Source organism: Comamonas halotolerans, assembly GCF_030162935.1.
In the GTDB taxonomy this organism is placed as follows: domain Bacteria; phylum Pseudomonadota; class Gammaproteobacteria; order Burkholderiales; family Burkholderiaceae_C; genus Comamonas; species Comamonas halotolerans.
The window spans coordinates 96,029-112,381 of the sequence record NZ_JASAUZ010000056.1 but is presented as its reverse complement, the minus strand read 5'-3'; the positions used below and the strand labels follow the sequence as shown (position 1 = coordinate 112,381).

Below are 16,353 nucleotides of genomic sequence, written 5' to 3'. Positions count from 1 at the left end.
ATGAAAAATGTCTCTGGGCTGATCGCTAGAATGAAATTCATGGCTACCCAACAACCTCCATATCGCCCTTCATTGCCAGACCAGATCAAACATGAGGATGATGGCAACTCGGTCGTCATGGAACGGCGCACCCAGAAGATTGTGCCTCCACCGATGTACCAGGTTGTCATGCTCAATGACGACTTCACTCCTATGGAGTTCGTCATCGTGGTGTTACAAGAATTCTTTAGTAAAGACAGGGAACAGGCTACGCAAATCATGCTCAAAATCCATCTGGACGGACGTGGCGTTTGCGGCGTTTACTCCCGTGATATTGCTGCTACCAAGGTGGAGCAGGTATTACAAGCTGCTCAGCAAGCAGGCCATCCGCTGCAAGCTGTGAGCGAGCCTATTGAATAAATGGTGCTCGCCCTGATGTATAGACACAGTCTCATAAACCGCAAGCACAAAGGAGTTCGTACATGATTGCCCAAGAACTGGAAGTCAGCTTGCACATGGCATTTGTGGAGGCTCGTCAGCAGCGCCACGAATTCATTACCGTTGAACATTTGCTGCAAGCGCTGCTGGATAACCCCAGCGCTTCGGATGTGCTGCGTGCGTGCTCAGCCAACATTGATGATTTGCGTGCAGCCTTGAGCAACTTCATCAAAGACAACACCCCGCAGGTGTCTGGCACTGAAGAAGTGGACACGCAGCCGACACTCGGTTTCCAGCGTGTGATTCAGCGCGCCATCATGCATGTGCAATCCACAGGTAATGGCAAAAAGGAAGTGACCGGATCGAATGTGCTGGTCGCCATCTTTGGTGAAAAGGATTCACACGCCGTGTACTACCTGCATCAACAAGGTGTCACGCGCCTGGATGTGGTGAATTACATTGCCCATGGCATTCGCAAGAGTGACCCTCCAGAGCCTGCCAAAGCCGACTCTGCCTCAGAGGTGGAAGAAAGTGCCAGCATGGGGGGCGAGCGCTCGGAAAAAGCTTCTCCTCTGGAGCAGTACACCCAGAACCTGAACCAGGCAGCCAAGGAAGGCAAGATTGATCCGTTGATCGGGCGTGACTACGAAGTCGAGCGCACCATCCAGATCCTGTGCCGTCGCCGCAAGAACAACCCGCTGCTGGTGGGTGAAGCTGGTGTGGGTAAAACAGCGATTGCTGAAGGCCTGGCATGGCGCATCACCGAAGGCACCGTGCCTGAAGTGCTGGAAGAGGCCGTGGTCTATTCGCTGGACATGGGGGCTTTGCTGGCAGGCACCAAGTATCGCGGGGACTTTGAACAGCGTCTGAAGGGCGTGCTCAAGTCATTGCGTGACAAGCCCAATGCGATTTTGTTTATCGATGAAATCCATACGCTGATTGGTGCGGGCGCTGCCTCGGGTGGCACCTTGGATGCCTCCAATCTGCTCAAGCCTGCGCTGTCCAGCGGCCAGCTCAAATGCATTGGTGCCACCACTTTTACCGAGTATCGTGGCATCTTTGAAAAGGACTCTGCACTGTCTCGCCGCTTCCAGAAAGTGGATGTGGTGGAGCCTAGCGTGCCTGAGACCATTGAAATCCTCAAAGGTCTGAAACCTCGCTTTGAAGAGCACCATGGCGTGGAGTATGCACCTGAAGCATTGCAAGCAGCGGCTGAGCTGTCTGCCAAGTACATCAATGACCGCCATTTGCCAGACAAGGCGATTGACGTGATTGATGAGGCGGGCGCAGCCCAGCGCGTGAAAGCGGCAGATTTGCGCAAGCGCACGATCACTCGCACCGAAATTGAGGAGATAGTGGCAAAGATTGCGCGCATTCCGCCTGCCAACGTCTCTAACGATGATCGCAGCAAGCTGCAGACGCTGGAGCGTGATCTCAAGAGTGTGGTGTTTGGTCAGGACAAGGCTCTTGAAGTGCTGGCCAGTGCGGTCAAGATGGCACGTTCGGGTCTGGGCAAGCCAGAAAAGCCAATTGGCTCCTTCTTGTTCAGCGGCCCCACGGGCGTGGGCAAGACCGAGGCTGCCAAGCAACTGGCCTACATTCTGGGCGTGGATCTGATTCGCTTTGACATGTCGGAGTACATGGAGCGCCATGCCGTGAGTCGCCTGATTGGTGCGCCCCCAGGCTATGTGGGCTATGACCAGGGTGGCCTGCTGACCGAGGCCGTCACCAAGAAGCCGCATTCTGTGCTGCTGCTCGATGAAATCGAAAAAGCCCACCCTGACATCTTCAACGTGTTGCTTCAGGTGATGGACCACGGCACGTTGACGGACAACAACGGGCGCAAGGCCGATTTCCGGAATGTGATTGTCATCATGACGACCAATGCAGGTGCAGAGACCATGCAGAAGTCGGTGATGGGTTTCACGACGCAGAAGCAGGCTGGCGATGAAATGGCGGACATCAAGCGCCTGTTCACGCCGGAGTTCCGCAACCGTCTGGATGCCATCGTCAGCTTCAAGCCCCTTGACGAGCAAATCATCTTGCGTGTGGTGGACAAGTTCCTGCTGCAGCTGGAGCAGCAACTGGCTGAGAAGAAGGTCGATGTGACCTTTAGCGACAAGCTGCGCAAGCATCTGGCCGCCAAAGGCTTTGATCCTTCCATGGGCGCACGTCCCATGCAGCGTCTCATTCAGGACACCATCCGCCGCTCGCTGGCTGATGAGTTGCTCTTTGGTCGTCTGGTTGACGGCGGTCGTCTGGAAGTGGATTGGGACGACGAAGCCAATGAAGGAAAGGGTGAGGTCCTGCTGGATATCACCCCGGCACCCAAGCCAGAGGGGAAGTCAGAGCCTGCTGAACCAGAGCAGGCCACGGCATCGGAGTAAATTCCATGCAGCAAAAAGCCGACAGCCGACAAGCTGTCGGCTTTTTTATGTCTATTGGTTTTTAGCGGGCGCCAACAAGATACAGTCTGGCAGCAAAGTATTTGCAGGAGGTGATGTGGGCACAATCATGCAGTGGTTCAATCGTGAGCATGTCATGGTGACACTGTCCATTCTCTGGACGGTGTATGTGGTCGTTGTGGGCGTTTGGATTTTGCTGCAGCGCCGTGCCCCGGTTGCTACGCTCAGCTGGTTGCTATCGATGGCGGTGATTCCTGTGGTGGGAATCGGCATTTATTATTTTCTTGGCCCTCGGCGCTTGAAACGACAGCGTTTGCGGCGTCTGCGCAGTCGCCGCCGCTCGCGGGTGCGTGGGAGCATTGCGCGGCTGAGGGAAAAAGTGCCTGAGGCGCCTGAACGTCTGCACCAGGTGGTCAAGCTGGTGACCGCTTCCACCAACTTCCCGGTCAGCACTGCCGACAAGGTGGAGTTGCTGGTTGGGGGCGCAGCTACGTTTGACAGCATCATGGATGCAGTGCGCCAAGCAAAAGACCATATCCATCTTGAGTACTATATTTTTGAGCCGGATGAGACCGGCCTGGGGCTCATCAATCTTTTGTGCGAAAAAGCACGGGCTGGTGTCGCCGTGCGCTTGCTGGTCGATGCCTTGGGTTCCAAACGGCTTTCCAGCAAGCACTACCGTTTGCTGGAAGAGGCTGGCGGTGAGTTTGCGTTGTTTCATCCCACCAAGTTCGGCCGTCGGGTTCGGCCGGTGATCAATTTTCGTAGTCACCGGAAAATTGTGGTGATTGATGGCCATATTGGCTACACGGGTGGGGTCAACATCACCGATGAGGAAGACAAACGTATCTTGCCCGAGGCCTATCACGATGTGCATGTTCGCCTGGAGGGACCTGTGGTCAACTGGTTGCAGACGGTGTTCCTTGAGGACTGGAGCTACGCACTGGACTACAACCGCAAAAATGAGCCCAGTGATCTGAATGCCTTGCTGCCCGAGCTGCCGGATGGAGATCAGGTGGTGCAAATCATGGCGTCGGGACCTGACAGCAGCATGGAAGCCATTCACCGGGTGCATGTCTCTGCCATTCACGCGGCGCATAAGCGACTGTGGCTGACGACTCCTTACTTTGTGCCCACTGAGGCCGCCATGCTGGCTCTGACGAATGCGGCATTGCGTGGTGTGGATGTGTGCATTCTGGTGCCTGAAAAGTCAGACTCCAAAATTGTGACTGCAGCAGCGCGCTCGTATTTTGATGAGTTGATCAGCGCGGGGGTGAAGGTGTTTGAATATCACCAGAGCATGCTGCACTCCAAAACCATGGTGGTTGATGACATGGTGGGTATCATCGGTACGGCTAACTTCGACAACCGCAGTTTCCGCCTGAACTACGAAGTCTGCGCGGTGGTGTATGGCGAGGAGTTCGCTGCCAAACTGGACGAACAGTTTCTGGAAGACCTTAAACATGCACGGCGAGTGGGTTACGCAAGACCCCAGAGCTTCTGGCAGCGTCTGGGTGACTCTCTGGCGCGCCTGATGTCGCCTTTGCTTTGAGTGTGGATGCCACACCAGAGCTGCCTGGCACTTCATGTACTGGCACCATGGTATCGCCTTGTGGCTGTGCATTGGGTCATGCTTTTTGATGCTGTAGTGGCTTTGTAATGCTGGGTTGCCGCCACAAGGCGCAACATCGGGCTGCAAGAAGGCATACTCCATGCCATGGCTGAACTCACCTTTCTCTGGCACGACTACGAAACCTTTGGTGCCAACCCTCGTTATGACCGCCCCGCGCAGTTTGCGGCAATTCGCACGGACATGGATCTCAACGAGATCGGTGAACCCATCATGCTGTTTTGCCAGCCCGCGCCTGATTACCTGCCCAGTGCGCAGTCCTGTTTGATTACCGGCATCACACCCCAGCAGTGCTTGCAGGAGGGCGTGCCTGAAGATGCGTTCGCTAGAGTGGTGGAGACAGCCTTCAGTCAACCCGGTACGGTGGGTGTGGGTTACAACACCATCCGCTTCGACGATGAGATTACGCGATTCATGTTCTGGCGCAATCTGATTGATCCGTACGCACGCGAATGGCAAAACGATTGCAGCCGCTGGGATTTGCTCGATGTCGTGCGTATGGTCTATGCGCTGCGCCCGCAAGGTATTGTCTGGCCGACCAAAGAAGATGGCAGTCCATCGTTCAAGCTGGAAGACCTTGCACGTGCGAACGGTCTGGTGCATGAGCAAGCTCACGATGCACTCAGTGACGTGCGTGCCACGATTGCTTTGGCGCGCTTGATCAAGCAGCACCAGCCCAAGCTGTTTGAATTTGCCTTTGGCCTGCGCAAAAAAGATAAGGTGCTTCACGAAATGGGCTTGCCCGCGCAGCCGGTTGATGCACGACCATTTCTGCACGTGACTGGCATGATCGCTCCGCAGCGCGGCTGCATTGCCATGATGTGGCCACTGGCCCAGCACCCCACGAACAAGAATGAGGTGGTCTGCTGGGATTTGAATGCAGACCCCAGTGAGCTGGCCAGTCTGGATGCGGATACCTTGCGCCTGCGGATGTTCACCAAGGCCGCAGACCTGCCTGAAGGCATGACGCGCCTGCCCATCAAGAGCATTCACATCAACAAGTCACCCATGGTGGTGCGCAACCTCAAAACCCTGTCCCCGGAAATGGCGGCAAAGTGGGGCATGGATGTGCAGCTGTGCATTGATAACTCGGTCAAGGCACGCGCCTTGCCTGACATGAGTGCATTGTGGAAGCAGGTCTATGCCAAGTTGGATGGTCATGGCCCTAACGATGTGGATCAAGACCTGTACAACGGTTTCGTGGGACCCGCAGACCGCCGCCGGCTGACGCAGCTGCGTGGATTGTCGCCAGTGGAGCTGGCAGTGGACAGCACCGGTTTTGACGATATGCGGCTGCCTGAGTTGGTGTTTCGCTGGCGCGCGCGCAACTGGCCTGATAGCCTGACCGCAGAAGAGCAGTACCGCTGGCAGCAGCGCTGTGCTGCTGCCTTGATCGAAGGTGAGGGAGGTGCTCGTACGGCTGAGCAGATGTTTGCCGAGATTGACGCCTTGTCAGAAACGGTGGAAGACGAGCAGGCAGAAGAAATCTTGGGTGCGCTCTACGATTACGCGGAAAGCATCGTGCCGGAAATGTAAGGTTGCGATCCGAGGGGTGCGCTGTGAAGCGTACCGATGACTGAGGCTGTTTCAACGTATCTCCCAGTCAGAAACCTCTCCAGGCACAAGTACAAACAAGGGGTGTACTTCAGGTTGCTGCACCTCATGCCATTGCGCATGCAACATTGGATTGCGCTTGTGTAGCTTGTTCATCAGGTGTTGCCATTCATAGTCCAGCTGCCCCGTGGTGACTGCTATGGGTGTTGCCTGGGAGGCCTCCAGAATTTTGCTGGCATCAAACTTGTAGCCGCGCTGAATGGCTTGCGCATGTACGGCGTGAAGATAGCTTGCAATAGCAACGCGTGGCTGGGCATGGGATTTGAAGCGTTGTAGCTGTGGATGGTTGGTGTACCCTTTGGTGTGCCCGTGCAGCACTGCCTGGGCCAACAGGGTCTCACGCCATAAGGCAACCAGGCCTTGGGGATCAAGATAGCGGGGGTGTAGTGACCAAATACGCATGACACGCATTGTGCTTGCTCTCTTCAGAGTTCCTCCTGCCGATTGGATACAAGTATCTTCTTGACGAGAGTTCGGGCATAGCGCATTCCAGGCTTGGTTTGTCTCTCACCCGTATGAAGCTGAGAGGGTGCAGATATACGAGCGCTATAGTTGGTGCTATCAACAATCCAAGGTAAGGCAGCGCTTTCTCTCATCTCAGGCAGGCACATGCAAGGCACTGTTCTTGTTGCACATGCTTTTTGTGATCTTTGAGCTTGCGGTTAGCTCCCAGAGTTCTGTGCGATGGCGGTGCCACTTGGCAGCGAACAACAAATAGCGAAAGGTGAGGCGCGGCGAGGCCTGAATCGGGCAACACCCGACGAGGCTGCAGAAGAGGTTTCTAGATTCGCAGCGCAAAAATTGCAGACAAGACCTGGTTGCAGAAACGCAGACTGCACACTTGACTCCATGTTGTTTGCAGAAGAGAAGGAATGCGAGCAAGCTTTGGAGGCAGCAATGATTTGGTGCTGCACAGGTGATCTGCACAACTTAGCTGTGGTTGCAGCCCATCTTTTGTTACGGTGTTTTCACACAGGCGCTTGTCGTACTAAAAGTGGTCAGCTTTTGGCATCTGTGGCTGCTGACAGTGTTAAACACAAAAAGCCCCCAGAAGCGGGCATTTTGTGTTGGCATACATGAGAGGATGCCATCTGGTTTTTTATGCAATTAATTGATTTTGCAGTAATTCTGGCGGAAGGGGCGTCTGCGGATATAGAAAATCGCAAAACCTCAGAAAGTCTCATTTCGCCTTTGCTGTAAAAAACTCTTTGCTATTCATTTGTCTCCCGTAATCGTCTAAAGTCGTGTTTAATCTCTCATTAATTGATGGGTGGATTGATGGGTCTGAAAAACGGTCAATAGTTCGACGGAAGAAAAATGCGTCAAAAAGTTACAGAGCTTGGAGCACTGGTTGTTAACCGGTTGAAAGAGCCTGGTATGCATGCTGTTGGAGGCGTCTCCGGTTTATACCTCCAGATCACTCGCAGTGGTGCGCGCTCATGGATTTTGAGGGCAACTATTGGTGGCAAACGGCGCGATATGGGGTTGGGGGGCTTTCCTGATGTGACGCTTGCAGGGGCCAGAGAAAAAGCACGTGAAGCTCGCGCAAAAATAGATCAAGGTATAGACCCAATTCTTGAACGTGAACAGGCAAAAAGCAGGCTGCGAGCCGAACAGGCTAAAAGCATCACCTTTGAGGCAGCAGGTATGGCGTTGATAGATGCTAAAAGCGATGAGTGGCGCAACCTGAAGCACAGAGCGCAGTGGCTTGCAACGCTTGAAAATTACGCCTTTCCATCCATAGGGAAGTTGCAGGTCAGCGAGATTGGACAAGCTCATGTTTTGAATGTCCTGCAGCCCATCTGGAAAGAAAAAACTGAGACAGCTAAACGGCTTCGTGGCCGTATAGAACAGGTGCTGGATTGGGCCAAGGTGCGAGGTTTCCGGGAAGGAGAGAATCCGGCTCGCTGGCGTGGGCACCTAGACAAACTATTAGCAACCCCAGCAAAGATCGCGCCGGTAATCCATCACAGAGCCCTAGCAATTGATGCAATGCCTGGCTTCATGGTTGCGCTGCGACAGCGTAAAGGAATTGCGCCGCGTGCACTGGAGTTCCTGGTGCTGACTGCTACCCGCTCGGGTGAAGTGCGTGGAGCTACGTGGCAAGAGATAGACATGGATGCAGCCGTGTGGACTGTGCCAGCTGAACGAATGAAAGCAGGGAAAGAGCACCGTGTCCCTTTGTCGCTCCAAGCCTTAGAGCTTTTAGCCTGCTTGTCACGCATACAAGGCACTGAGTTGGTGTTTCCTGCACCGCGTGGTGGAGTGCTTTCCGATATGACTCTTACTGCAGTTATGCGCCGCATGGAGTTGGATGCTGTTCCGCACGGAATGCGCTCCACATTCCGCGATTGGGCTGCAGAACGCACGAACTACCCGCGTGAAGTAGCAGAGATGGCATTGGCCCACACCATCGGCAATGCTGTGGAGGCGGCCTACAGGCGCGGGGATTTATTCACCAAGCGTGCAGAGATGATGACAGAGTGGGCGAGATTCTGCACTTATGCCAAACTTTAAAGCAATGACACAATGGTGGAACGATTGCCTCGAAAGGCTAAATAGAGGTGTTGAGATAATCCTGTTTGAAAAAACATAAGATTCGCTTGAGAACTAATTTCAATTTGAGAGTAGATATGAGCTCTGAAAATTTTTACTATGAAAATTTTGATGAAATTACACCCGAGAAAAAATATAGAAAATTCATAGATTCTTTTCTGTGTGAAAAAAGTGTAAACTCAAGAAAATTAAATAAAAAGAGAAAGAGAAAAGTTCAGGTTGCAATAAATCCTAAAAGAAATGAACTCTCAAAGGAAGTCACAATAATTGAATCTGCTAAAAACAGATTGTTTATTCAGTATGCTAAATATAGACAAACAGTAGACGATGCAATAGATAATTTTTTAGCTATATGTGAAAGATCGGGACTAATCAGAGGGGTAGTGACAGCATCGAGTGTGGAGAACGCGTGTCTGTCTAAAGACAGTCGTTTTCTGTGCGATGAACTTATAGATCTCATTGTAAAAAACAAAGAAATAAAAGAAGCACTTGGGGATCTTGCTATAGTTATAGACCTCAATAAAGATTCACTCATTTACGGGAAAAAGTTTATAGCGAAGCGTAGTGATGTAATCAGGCATTCAGAGCGTGTAAGGCGTTTTTTTCGAGCTGGAGCAAACACTTACTACGAAAAGCTAAAAGAAATTGAAGAAGGAATTGATGCGATAAAGGAAATGTCTGCGGAGGAATTGAATAAAACTGAAGGTGATTTACGGAATATTGCCAATGCTGTAACTGTTATAGCTGAGAGGATCGCCAAAGAAATCAGAAGGCGTGATGCTCAGGCAGGAGCATCCGAAAAGCTTGCCAAAGATCCAAAACAGTCTGCAAAGCAACAAGTGCGCGAATGTTGGGATATCTGGAAAAGCAATCCTGAAAGGTACAAGAGCAAATCAGCATTTGCTAGGGACATGCTGGGTAAATATGAGCAATTGGAAAGCTCCGAGGTTATCCAAAGATGGTGCCGGGAATGGGATTTAGAACTCTGCAAGCAGAGTTAGAATCCAGCAGGCAAGCTTCTAACTCTGCTTGCATAATGCTATAGATTGAGTAGCGATTAAAATTTCCAATTCACTCCATCGCATCACACAAGATGAAAGGAGTGAACAATGCGACTCGCAGGACAAACACAACAATCAGCCCGCCCCAAAGATGGAGCCGCTATCTTGGGCGTAGGTGTATCTACTTTCTGGCGCTGGGCCAAAGAACGCCCAGGCTTTCCCAAGCCCCGCAAACTTTCTACTCGCTGCACCGTCTTTGACGTTTCTGAATTGATCGCCTGGCGCGATGCTCAGAAAGGTGACAAGGAGGGTGTGTAAATGTCCAATATCGTCATCAATAACACCGCACTGCAGGTGATTGAGTATCGGGGCTACCGCGTCGCCACGTTGTCGCAGATTGACGAGGTTCACGGTCGCCCGAATGGGACAGCTGGCCGCAACTTCCGTGAGCACAAGCACCGTTTCATTGAAGGTCAAGATTTTTTCGAGATTGACCAGCCCGACGAAATTCGTCGCCTTGGTTTTGAACGACCTCAGGGAGGCACACCAAACAAGGTCATTTTGATGACTGAGCAGGGCTACACCATGGTTGTGAAAGCGTTCACTGACGATTTGTCCTGGAAGATTCAGCGCCAATTGGTCAATGACTACTTCCGCACCAAGACCCAAGTCCGCGAGCTCAGCAAGCTTGAAGTGCTGCAGCAGGCGCTTGAGTCAGAGCAAGCCCGCATCAAAGCCGAAGAAGCGCTGGCCCTGGCTGCACCCAAGGTGAACTTCTTTGACAAGGTTGTAGAGCGCTCCACATTGATGACTGCCACGCAGATAGCCCAGAAGCTGGGTATGTCCGCCATAAAGCTCAACCAACACTTGGATGAGCTGGGTTTCTACGGCATGGGCGTAAAGCGCGCCCGTGTTTTCAAGCAATGGGTGATTGACAAGGGCTTAGGCGAACTGAAGCAAACCGAGCTTGGTTATTCGCAGCCACTGTTCACCACAGCAGGCGAGGCATGGATTGTTGAGCGCCTAACAAGCGAGGGAGTCGCATGATGTCAGAGCACCGCATTCAAACCATCGAAAAAGACGCTGTGAAAATTACATGCCTTAGACCGCCCCACGGTACAGAGAGGCGATCTATAGGACCGTCGCACGGTACAGAGAGAGCTTCTACTGTACCGCCCCACGGTACTATCAGGCGCCTTTTTATTGCCTCCTCTGTACCGTCCCACGGACACCATCTAGAGAAGCCATCTGTTTCCGGTTTTGAAACTGGTATCAACAAAGAGAAGGTTGAGGCAGGGCAGGTGAACAACATGATGGGGTTGAAGGAAAATCAGCAACCCCAATTCACATGTGGATCGACTTCGTGCTACATTGAAAGCAAGCCGAGAGGCCCGGTGACTCAAAAACACCAATCCGAAGCGGTTGCAACCCCCACCTTCAAGCGGGGTTTTGTCACGCCCATATTCTTGGGGCTGGTGCGTTCGTATGCACTCGCCCATTGGTTACGGGGTGTGGTGGGGGCTACCCGTAAGGATGTCCGCACGGCTTCGGACGTGTTTTTGACCACCACACTCCACCCGCTGCACTCAAAAATGCAAACGGTGGTTTCTTCTCTGATTCCCGAAGGAACCCAGACCATGACCGCCACTTACAAGCGCCGCCGCGCTATCACGCCCGCCACGGGCACCCCTGACCCTATCCAACTGCACGCTGATGCACGCTATGCGTTGAGCATGGCTGTGTTCTATCTGAGCCAGCCCACCGCTAATGTGCCCGGTGCTCGTCGTAAAGCCGTTCAAGCGCTGGATGCTTTGCGTAGCCTTGATCTGAGCCTGGAGGTCTAAACCATGAACGCACAAAACAAAGCCACTCAGGCAGTGGCTCAGGCGGAGCTTTGCCTGATTGATGCTATTGACAACGCACAGTGCGCACTACTCAAGGCGCAGGCACTCATTGCAATGACATTTGGCGAACTTGGCGAGGCGTTTCGAACGATAGATGAGGACTGCCAAGACCGCGTTCTATGGGCCATTAGTGATTTGGTGACAGAAGCCACAAACAAAGTCACTGAGATTGCTGCGCTTAGGGGTGGCAAATGAGCAAGAAATCAGAAGTGGCCCAAATAGGCGAACGCCACATGCACAAAGCCATCTTTGGAAACGCGAAGCAGTTTGATGAGGGGGCAGTATGACAACAAAGAACAAAGCTGCCCACGAGGCAGTGCAGGCGGAGCTTTGCCAGAATGATCGCCACATGCTTGCTTTGCAATGCACATGGGACATCAGTGGAATTGCCGAGGCTGTGACCTTGATGGCTGATGAAGCGGAAGCAGATGGAAACATTGCGCCGGCAGCGCTTCTTCGCTGCTATGGCATGCGCATTGCCACATTGAATTCACAGGTGATGTCCTATCTGGATATGGACCATGGGGTAACAGCGGAACACATGCACAAAGCAATCTTCGGCAACGCGAAGTCTTTTGAAGAGGTGGCTGTATGACTCAGAGAATATCTTCAATTAATGGTTTGAGTCCAGCGGATGTGATGCAAGTGGCAGATCACGCTACTCAGCTTCCAACTAAACACCAAGTGATGCACGCGGCTTGCCTGATGGTGGCCGATTCGCTGCAACTGGTGATCAAGGAGGCAATCGACCCAACTAAGTGGCGCGATGAGTACCACGACGCTATCAGTGCGGTCGAGGTGGCGCTAGATATCGTTAGAAGCCTGGAAGTAGTTGGAGCGTGTGCGCTTGATGACCATACCGATCAATGGTGGCGCGCAGCTTCTGTTGCACGCTTGGCAATGGGGGCCTTGCCAGATAAGGAGACGGCTATATGGCGCCACCTCTGCAATGCGGTCAATGAGTTTGTGGTGTTGCAGAACTTTGTGGATTTTGTGTCGGAGAAGCTGGCACAGAAGGGTGGTGCAGTATGAGTCATAAGAACAGCACCCCGGATCTGCATCCAGAAACTTGGAGTCATGAATTTATTGCCGCAGCGGCTGCATTAAATCGCTTGATTAACGAGCAAGGTCCTGAGGCCCCATTTCTGCCAGAAAACGCGCATCTGATCCGCGCAGCGGCCAAGTATTCACCGCCCGAGTTACAAGGCGATGTCCAAGAGTGGCTACGGCAGCTGAATTTTCATGAGGCCAGCACGGCTATGAAACGCATTGCGGCAGAGCACGGAGAGGAGGAACTGGCCAAGCCGGAATATTCCGACTTGTTGTTCAAGATGATGATGAATGCGCCCTCAAAGCTGAGGGATGCTTTTGAGGAGGAGGCAAAGGCCATGAACCTCCTGCCACCGACTACGTATGTGGATGCAAACGGCCAGCCTGTGTACAGCCTTGAGCAAATCTCCCTTCAATTGGGTGTTTCAGTGCAAGAGCTGAAAGAGCAGCTGCAAAGCATGCCAGATGCCCATGAGTTGCTGTACACGGGTCCCGTGTCGCCTCTGCATTAAGGAGGCAGCATGAAGAAAAAGACGAAAACAATGAACCGTGACCCTAGCTCATGGCACCCCGAGTTCATTAAGGCGCAGCGGGAACTGGAGCGCATCATTTTCAGCATGGGTCCTAGGGCGGTCTTCTTGCCCCAGCATGCCGAGCTGGTGCGAACGGCTGCCCGGTATGCTCCGCTTGAGCACGCCAGGACCTTTGCCCAGATGACATGCACTGTGGACTTCGTGGAGGCATGTGAGGCTGCAAAACAGGTGATCGAGGCCTATGGCCAGGAAGCTTTGACGTGGCCGCAGCATGCCCATTTGGTCGAGCGAATGATGCAGACCGCTCACCCTGATCTGGTAGAAACCTTCAGGCAAGAAGCGCAGGCGTGCGGCTTATTACCGCCGCCTGCTGCTGGGTGCCCAATTTCTCTGCTGCATTGAAGAGGTAAGAGGAAACCATGGGGCCCCGACACAAACGGCCAGCAGACCCCAAAGGGGGGCATGTCCGTATCTATTGGGAGCTGATCGACTCGATGGCATGGCGTAGCCTTAGCTATGCTAGCCAGAGCCTGTTCCTGTTGATGCGGCGAAGGCTGCTGGGTACCAACAATGGCAACATTTCCGCAACCTTGGGTGATCTCAAGCATTACGGGTGGACATCATCTTCCACACTAGCAAAGGCGCTAAAGGAGCTCCAAACGCTTGGTTTCATTGCAGTGACTCGTCAAGGCGGTATCGCCTACGGGCAGAAAATGTGCACGCTCTACCGTTTCACAGATGTTGATGTGTACGAACACCCAAAGCTGGGCATTGGGCCAATAGCTGCCACCAACGATTGGAAGAAGTTTTCTACTTTGGCTCAGGTTATGGATGCTATGAAACCTGAAACATAAAACACTTCCGGCCTTCGAATTTCGAAGCTTATCGGTTCGAATTTCGAAGCGTAAGATGCATTTATCGGTTCGAATTTCGAAGCAGTGGCCTTTTCACTACTTCGAAAAATGAAGCAGTAAAAACTTATCAAATCGTCCACAAACCCGCATGTAGCCTAGCTTTTTGGGCCATGTGGGTTTTTTCTTGATTGAACACTCACTGCTTCGAAATTCGAACACCTATATATGTTGCCATACATACAGCTGAGTAGTGGGGCGGGGACAGCGTGCTGGACCATGTACGTGGTGCCTACAGCTTGGGGTCTGGCCCCAGCTATACGTCTAACCGTCTGGCGGTGTGGAGCAGAGTGGGGAGTAGCATGTAAGCCTTCTAAGGAGGGCTGTCGATTCGAGGACATCAACATGCTCTCGCACAAAGATCAGAAAACCAAGAAAAAGATGGTGCACAAGGCAAAGAACGCGAATCGGCTGCCCTTCAACCTGATAAATTGCAGCCTTTACGATTGAACCCGACTTTACGCCACCCGTATCGTTACCGTCGGAGTATTGCCATGACAGCTGAGCTATGGGTCTCCATGGACCAGATTGCCGAGCATCTGGGTGTCACACGCGATTCGGTCTACCGTTGGATCGACCACAAGGGCCTGCCCGCACACCGCGTAGGGCGGTTATGGAAGTTCAAGGTATTTGAGGTGGACGGTTGGGTGCGCTCAGAAGGCGCGGAAGAAGAACAACGCAGCGATGTCCTGACGACATCGCGCAAAGCTTGAAGGTTGGGCTGAATGCCAACGTTGAACTGGATCGGCAAAGAAGCCGTCGTCAAACACCATAAAGAAGTGCCGTTTCGCTTGCTGGAGCCTGTGCCGGAACTCTCCTGCGGCCCGTCAGATTCGGGCAATCTTATTGTGCAGGGAGACAATTTGCACGCGCTCAAGGCGCTGCTTCCCCGCTATGCCGGAAAGGTGAAGTGCATCTACATCGACCCTCCGTACAACACTGGCAACGAGGGGTGGGTGTACAACGACAATGTGAACAGCCCGGAGATTCGCCGCTGGCTGGGCGAGGTGGTCGGGAAAGAAGGTGAGACGCTGGATCGGCATGACCGTTGGCTGTGCATGATGTACCCGCGTCTTGTTTTGCTGAGGCAGTTTCTGCGCGACGATGGCGCGATCTTTGTATCCATTGATGACAACGAGGTGGCGACGCTACGGTTGCTGATGGATGAGATTTTCGGAGCCAAAAACTTCGTGGCAACCGTGCTGTGGCAGAAGGTCTATTCACCGAAGAACTCGGCGCGCCATCTTTCCGAAGATCACGATTACGTCGTTATTTACGCAGCCAAGGCTGATAATTGGAAACCTAATTTGCTGGGACGCACAAACGAACAGGATGCGGCCTACAAGAATCCCGACAACGATTCCAGGGGCGTATGGAAAACCAGCGATCTGTCGGCGCGCAACTACTACGGTGACGGCACGTATTCAGTTACAAGCCCGTCTGGTCGTGTTATTGAAGCACCGCCCAAGGGGCGTTACTGGACTGTTTCAAAGACACGTTTTCTAGAGCTTGATCGCGACAATCGCATTTGGTGGGGAAAGAAGGGCGACTCCATTCCTCAGTTCAAACGTTTTCTTTCAGATGTGAAAGCGGGCGTAGTTCCACAGACGATGTGGTTTTACAAAGATGTAGGACACACACAGGAAGCGAAGAAGGAGTTGCTTGAGATCGTCGATTTCAATACATCTGATGATGTCTTCATCACACCGAAACCCACTCGTCTGATCCAGCGTATCTTGCAAATTGCCACTGACAAGGATTCCATCGTCCTCGACAGCTTTGCCGGTTCCGGTACGACCGGACACGCTGTGCTCAAGCAAAACGCCGAAGACGGCGGCAATCGCCGTTTCATTCTCGTTGAAATGGATGGAAACATCGCCCAGAACGTCACCCGGGAACGCGTCAAACGGGTGGCACAGGGCTATACCAACGCCAAGGACCAAGCAGTCGAAGGCCTCGGCAACGGTTTCCAGTTCTGTCGTCTTTCCGTCGAACCGTTGTTCAACGCTGATGGTCAGATCCGCAGTGATGTGAAATTTGCGCAACTGGCCGAATTTGTCTGGTTTGCTGAAACCGGCACCGGCTTCATCGGTAACGCAGACTCACCGTTGCTGGGTATTCACGAAGGCCGCGCTATATATCTGCTTTACAACGGCATCCTTAAGGATAAATCCGTGTCGGGCGGTAATGTGCTCACAGGACCTGTGTTCGATGTGTTGCCCAAGTTTGCTGGCCCGAAAGTGATCTACGCCGCCGCCAATCGCATGGGTGCCCGCGCCGCGCGCGAGGGCATCACCTTCAAGCAAACCCCTTACGCGCTGGAGGTGTAAGC

18 protein-coding genes and 1 pseudogene are annotated in these 16,353 nt (G+C 52.9%); 18 read left to right on the top strand and 1 reads right to left on the bottom strand.

Features of this window, described 5'->3' with window-relative positions; genetic code table 11:
• Positions 1–30: 30 nt before the first annotated feature.
• The 4 genes from clpS to sbcB all read left to right on the top strand — a co-directional run bounded on the left by clpS (position 31) and on the right by sbcB (position 5,988).
• Positions 31–399: an ATP-dependent Clp protease adapter ClpS gene (clpS, locus tag QEP11_RS16165; protein WP_284337756.1), complete on the top strand. Its 369-nt coding sequence runs from the start codon at positions 31–33 to the stop codon at positions 397–399.
• Between the two features lie 62 nt (positions 400–461).
• Positions 462–2,804, top strand: a complete 2,343-nt coding sequence (clpA, locus tag QEP11_RS16160) for an ATP-dependent Clp protease ATP-binding subunit ClpA (protein WP_284337673.1) — start codon at positions 462–464, stop codon at positions 2,802–2,804.
• A 127-nt stretch (positions 2,805–2,931) separates the two neighbouring features.
• Positions 2,932–4,374 carry a cardiolipin synthase gene (gene cls, locus QEP11_RS16155; protein WP_284337755.1) on the top strand — a complete coding sequence of 481 codons (1,443 nt, stop codon included), beginning with the start codon at positions 2,932–2,934 and terminating at the stop codon, positions 4,372–4,374.
• 165 nt (positions 4,375–4,539) lie between these two features.
• Positions 4,540–5,988 (top strand): exodeoxyribonuclease I, encoded by a 1,449-nt coding sequence (sbcB, locus tag QEP11_RS16150; protein WP_284337672.1) that lies wholly within the window; start codon positions 4,540–4,542, stop codon positions 5,986–5,988.
• A gap of 51 nt (positions 5,989–6,039) precedes the next feature.
• Here the strand turns inward: sbcB and QEP11_RS16145 are convergent, their stop codons facing one another.
• Positions 6,040–6,477: a pyrimidine dimer DNA glycosylase/endonuclease V gene (locus tag QEP11_RS16145; RefSeq protein ID WP_284337671.1), complete on the bottom strand. Its 438-nt coding sequence runs from the start codon at positions 6,475–6,477 to the stop codon at positions 6,040–6,042.
• Positions 6,478–7,383: 906 nt separating this feature from the next.
• Here QEP11_RS16145 and QEP11_RS19050 point away from each other — a divergent pair.
• The 14 genes and pseudogenes from QEP11_RS19050 to QEP11_RS16080 all read left to right on the top strand — a co-directional run.
• A pseudogene (locus QEP11_RS19050) lies at positions 7,384–7,926 on the top strand (tyrosine-type recombinase/integrase); the annotation flags it as partial.
• Between the two features lie 144 nt (positions 7,927–8,070).
• A complete protein-coding gene (locus QEP11_RS19030) occupies positions 8,071–8,583 on the top strand; it encodes a tyrosine-type recombinase/integrase (protein ID WP_349816783.1) in 513 nt (170 codons plus the stop codon).
• 116 nt (positions 8,584–8,699) lie between these two features.
• Positions 8,700–9,623 (top strand): hypothetical protein, encoded by a 924-nt coding sequence (locus tag QEP11_RS16135; protein ID WP_284337669.1) that lies wholly within the window; start codon positions 8,700–8,702, stop codon positions 9,621–9,623.
• A gap of 108 nt (positions 9,624–9,731) precedes the next feature.
• Positions 9,732–9,941 carry a helix-turn-helix transcriptional regulator gene (locus tag QEP11_RS16130; protein WP_284337668.1) on the top strand — a complete coding sequence of 70 codons (210 nt, stop codon included), beginning with the start codon at positions 9,732–9,734 and terminating at the stop codon, positions 9,939–9,941.
• Positions 9,942–10,670 carry an ORF6N domain-containing protein gene (locus tag QEP11_RS16125; protein WP_284337667.1) on the top strand — a complete coding sequence of 243 codons (729 nt, stop codon included), beginning with the start codon at positions 9,942–9,944 and terminating at the stop codon, positions 10,668–10,670.
• Between the two features lie 347 nt (positions 10,671–11,017).
• Complete coding sequence (locus tag QEP11_RS16120) at positions 11,018–11,467, top strand: hypothetical protein (RefSeq protein WP_284337666.1); 450 nt, start codon at positions 11,018–11,020, stop codon at positions 11,465–11,467.
• Between the two features lie 3 nt (positions 11,468–11,470).
• On the top strand, positions 11,471–11,722 hold the full coding sequence (locus QEP11_RS16115) for a hypothetical protein (RefSeq protein WP_284337665.1): 252 nt from the start codon (positions 11,471–11,473) through the stop codon (positions 11,720–11,722).
• Positions 11,723–11,810: 88 nt separating this feature from the next.
• On the top strand, positions 11,811–12,122 hold the full coding sequence (locus QEP11_RS16110) for a hypothetical protein (RefSeq protein ID WP_284337664.1): 312 nt from the start codon (positions 11,811–11,813) through the stop codon (positions 12,120–12,122).
• Entirely contained in the window at positions 12,119–12,559 is a 441-nt protein-coding gene (locus tag QEP11_RS16105) for a hypothetical protein (protein WP_284337663.1), read from the top strand. The genes QEP11_RS16110 and QEP11_RS16105 overlap by 4 nt, the downstream gene beginning before the upstream one ends.
• On the top strand, positions 12,556–13,089 hold the full coding sequence (locus tag QEP11_RS16100) for a hypothetical protein (RefSeq protein WP_284337662.1): 534 nt from the start codon (positions 12,556–12,558) through the stop codon (positions 13,087–13,089). Before QEP11_RS16105 ends, QEP11_RS16100 begins: the two co-directional genes overlap by 4 nt.
• A 9-nt stretch (positions 13,090–13,098) precedes the next feature.
• Entirely contained in the window at positions 13,099–13,512 is a 414-nt protein-coding gene (locus QEP11_RS16095) for a hypothetical protein (RefSeq protein WP_284337661.1), read from the top strand.
• A 17-nt stretch (positions 13,513–13,529) separates the two neighbouring features.
• On the top strand, positions 13,530–13,964 hold the full coding sequence (locus QEP11_RS16090; RefSeq protein WP_284337660.1) for a hypothetical protein: 435 nt from the start codon (positions 13,530–13,532) through the stop codon (positions 13,962–13,964).
• Between the two features lie 551 nt (positions 13,965–14,515).
• Positions 14,516–14,734, top strand: a complete 219-nt coding sequence (locus QEP11_RS16085; RefSeq protein ID WP_284337659.1) for an excisionase family DNA-binding protein — start codon at positions 14,516–14,518, stop codon at positions 14,732–14,734.
• Between the two features lie 12 nt (positions 14,735–14,746).
• Positions 14,747–16,351 carry a site-specific DNA-methyltransferase gene (locus QEP11_RS16080; protein ID WP_284337658.1) on the top strand — a complete coding sequence of 535 codons (1,605 nt, stop codon included), beginning with the start codon at positions 14,747–14,749 and terminating at the stop codon, positions 16,349–16,351.
• Positions 16,352–16,353 lie beyond the last annotated feature (2 nt).

Bases quoted from the DNA above. Each gene is read 5' to 3' on its own strand.
- clpS (WP_284337756.1), top strand. From the start codon at position 31: ATGAAATTCATGGCTACCCAACAACCTCCATATCGCCCTTCATTGCCA.
- clpA (WP_284337673.1), top strand. From the start codon at position 462: ATGATTGCCCAAGAACTGGAAGTCAGCTTGCACATGGCATTTGTGGAG.
- cls (WP_284337755.1), top strand. From the start codon at position 2,932: ATGCAGTGGTTCAATCGTGAGCATGTCATGGTGACACTGTCCATTCTC.
- sbcB (WP_284337672.1), top strand. From the start codon at position 4,540: ATGGCTGAACTCACCTTTCTCTGGCACGACTACGAAACCTTTGGTGCC.
- QEP11_RS16145 (WP_284337671.1), bottom strand. From the start codon at position 6,477: ATGCGTGTCATGCGTATTTGGTCACTACACCCCCGCTATCTTGATCCC.
- QEP11_RS19030 (WP_349816783.1), top strand. From the start codon at position 8,071: ATGGTTGCGCTGCGACAGCGTAAAGGAATTGCGCCGCGTGCACTGGAG.
- QEP11_RS16135 (WP_284337669.1), top strand. From the start codon at position 8,700: ATGAGCTCTGAAAATTTTTACTATGAAAATTTTGATGAAATTACACCC.
- QEP11_RS16130 (WP_284337668.1), top strand. From the start codon at position 9,732: ATGCGACTCGCAGGACAAACACAACAATCAGCCCGCCCCAAAGATGGA.
- QEP11_RS16125 (WP_284337667.1), top strand. From the start codon at position 9,942: ATGTCCAATATCGTCATCAATAACACCGCACTGCAGGTGATTGAGTAT.
- QEP11_RS16115 (WP_284337665.1), top strand. From the start codon at position 11,471: ATGAACGCACAAAACAAAGCCACTCAGGCAGTGGCTCAGGCGGAGCTT.
- QEP11_RS16110 (WP_284337664.1), top strand. From the start codon at position 11,811: ATGACAACAAAGAACAAAGCTGCCCACGAGGCAGTGCAGGCGGAGCTT.
- QEP11_RS16105 (WP_284337663.1), top strand. From the start codon at position 12,119: ATGACTCAGAGAATATCTTCAATTAATGGTTTGAGTCCAGCGGATGTG.
- QEP11_RS16100 (WP_284337662.1), top strand. From the start codon at position 12,556: ATGAGTCATAAGAACAGCACCCCGGATCTGCATCCAGAAACTTGGAGT.
- QEP11_RS16095 (WP_284337661.1), top strand. From the start codon at position 13,099: ATGAAGAAAAAGACGAAAACAATGAACCGTGACCCTAGCTCATGGCAC.
- QEP11_RS16090 (WP_284337660.1), top strand. From the start codon at position 13,530: ATGGGGCCCCGACACAAACGGCCAGCAGACCCCAAAGGGGGGCATGTC.
- QEP11_RS16085 (WP_284337659.1), top strand. From the start codon at position 14,516: ATGACAGCTGAGCTATGGGTCTCCATGGACCAGATTGCCGAGCATCTG.
- QEP11_RS16080 (WP_284337658.1), top strand. From the start codon at position 14,747: ATGCCAACGTTGAACTGGATCGGCAAAGAAGCCGTCGTCAAACACCAT.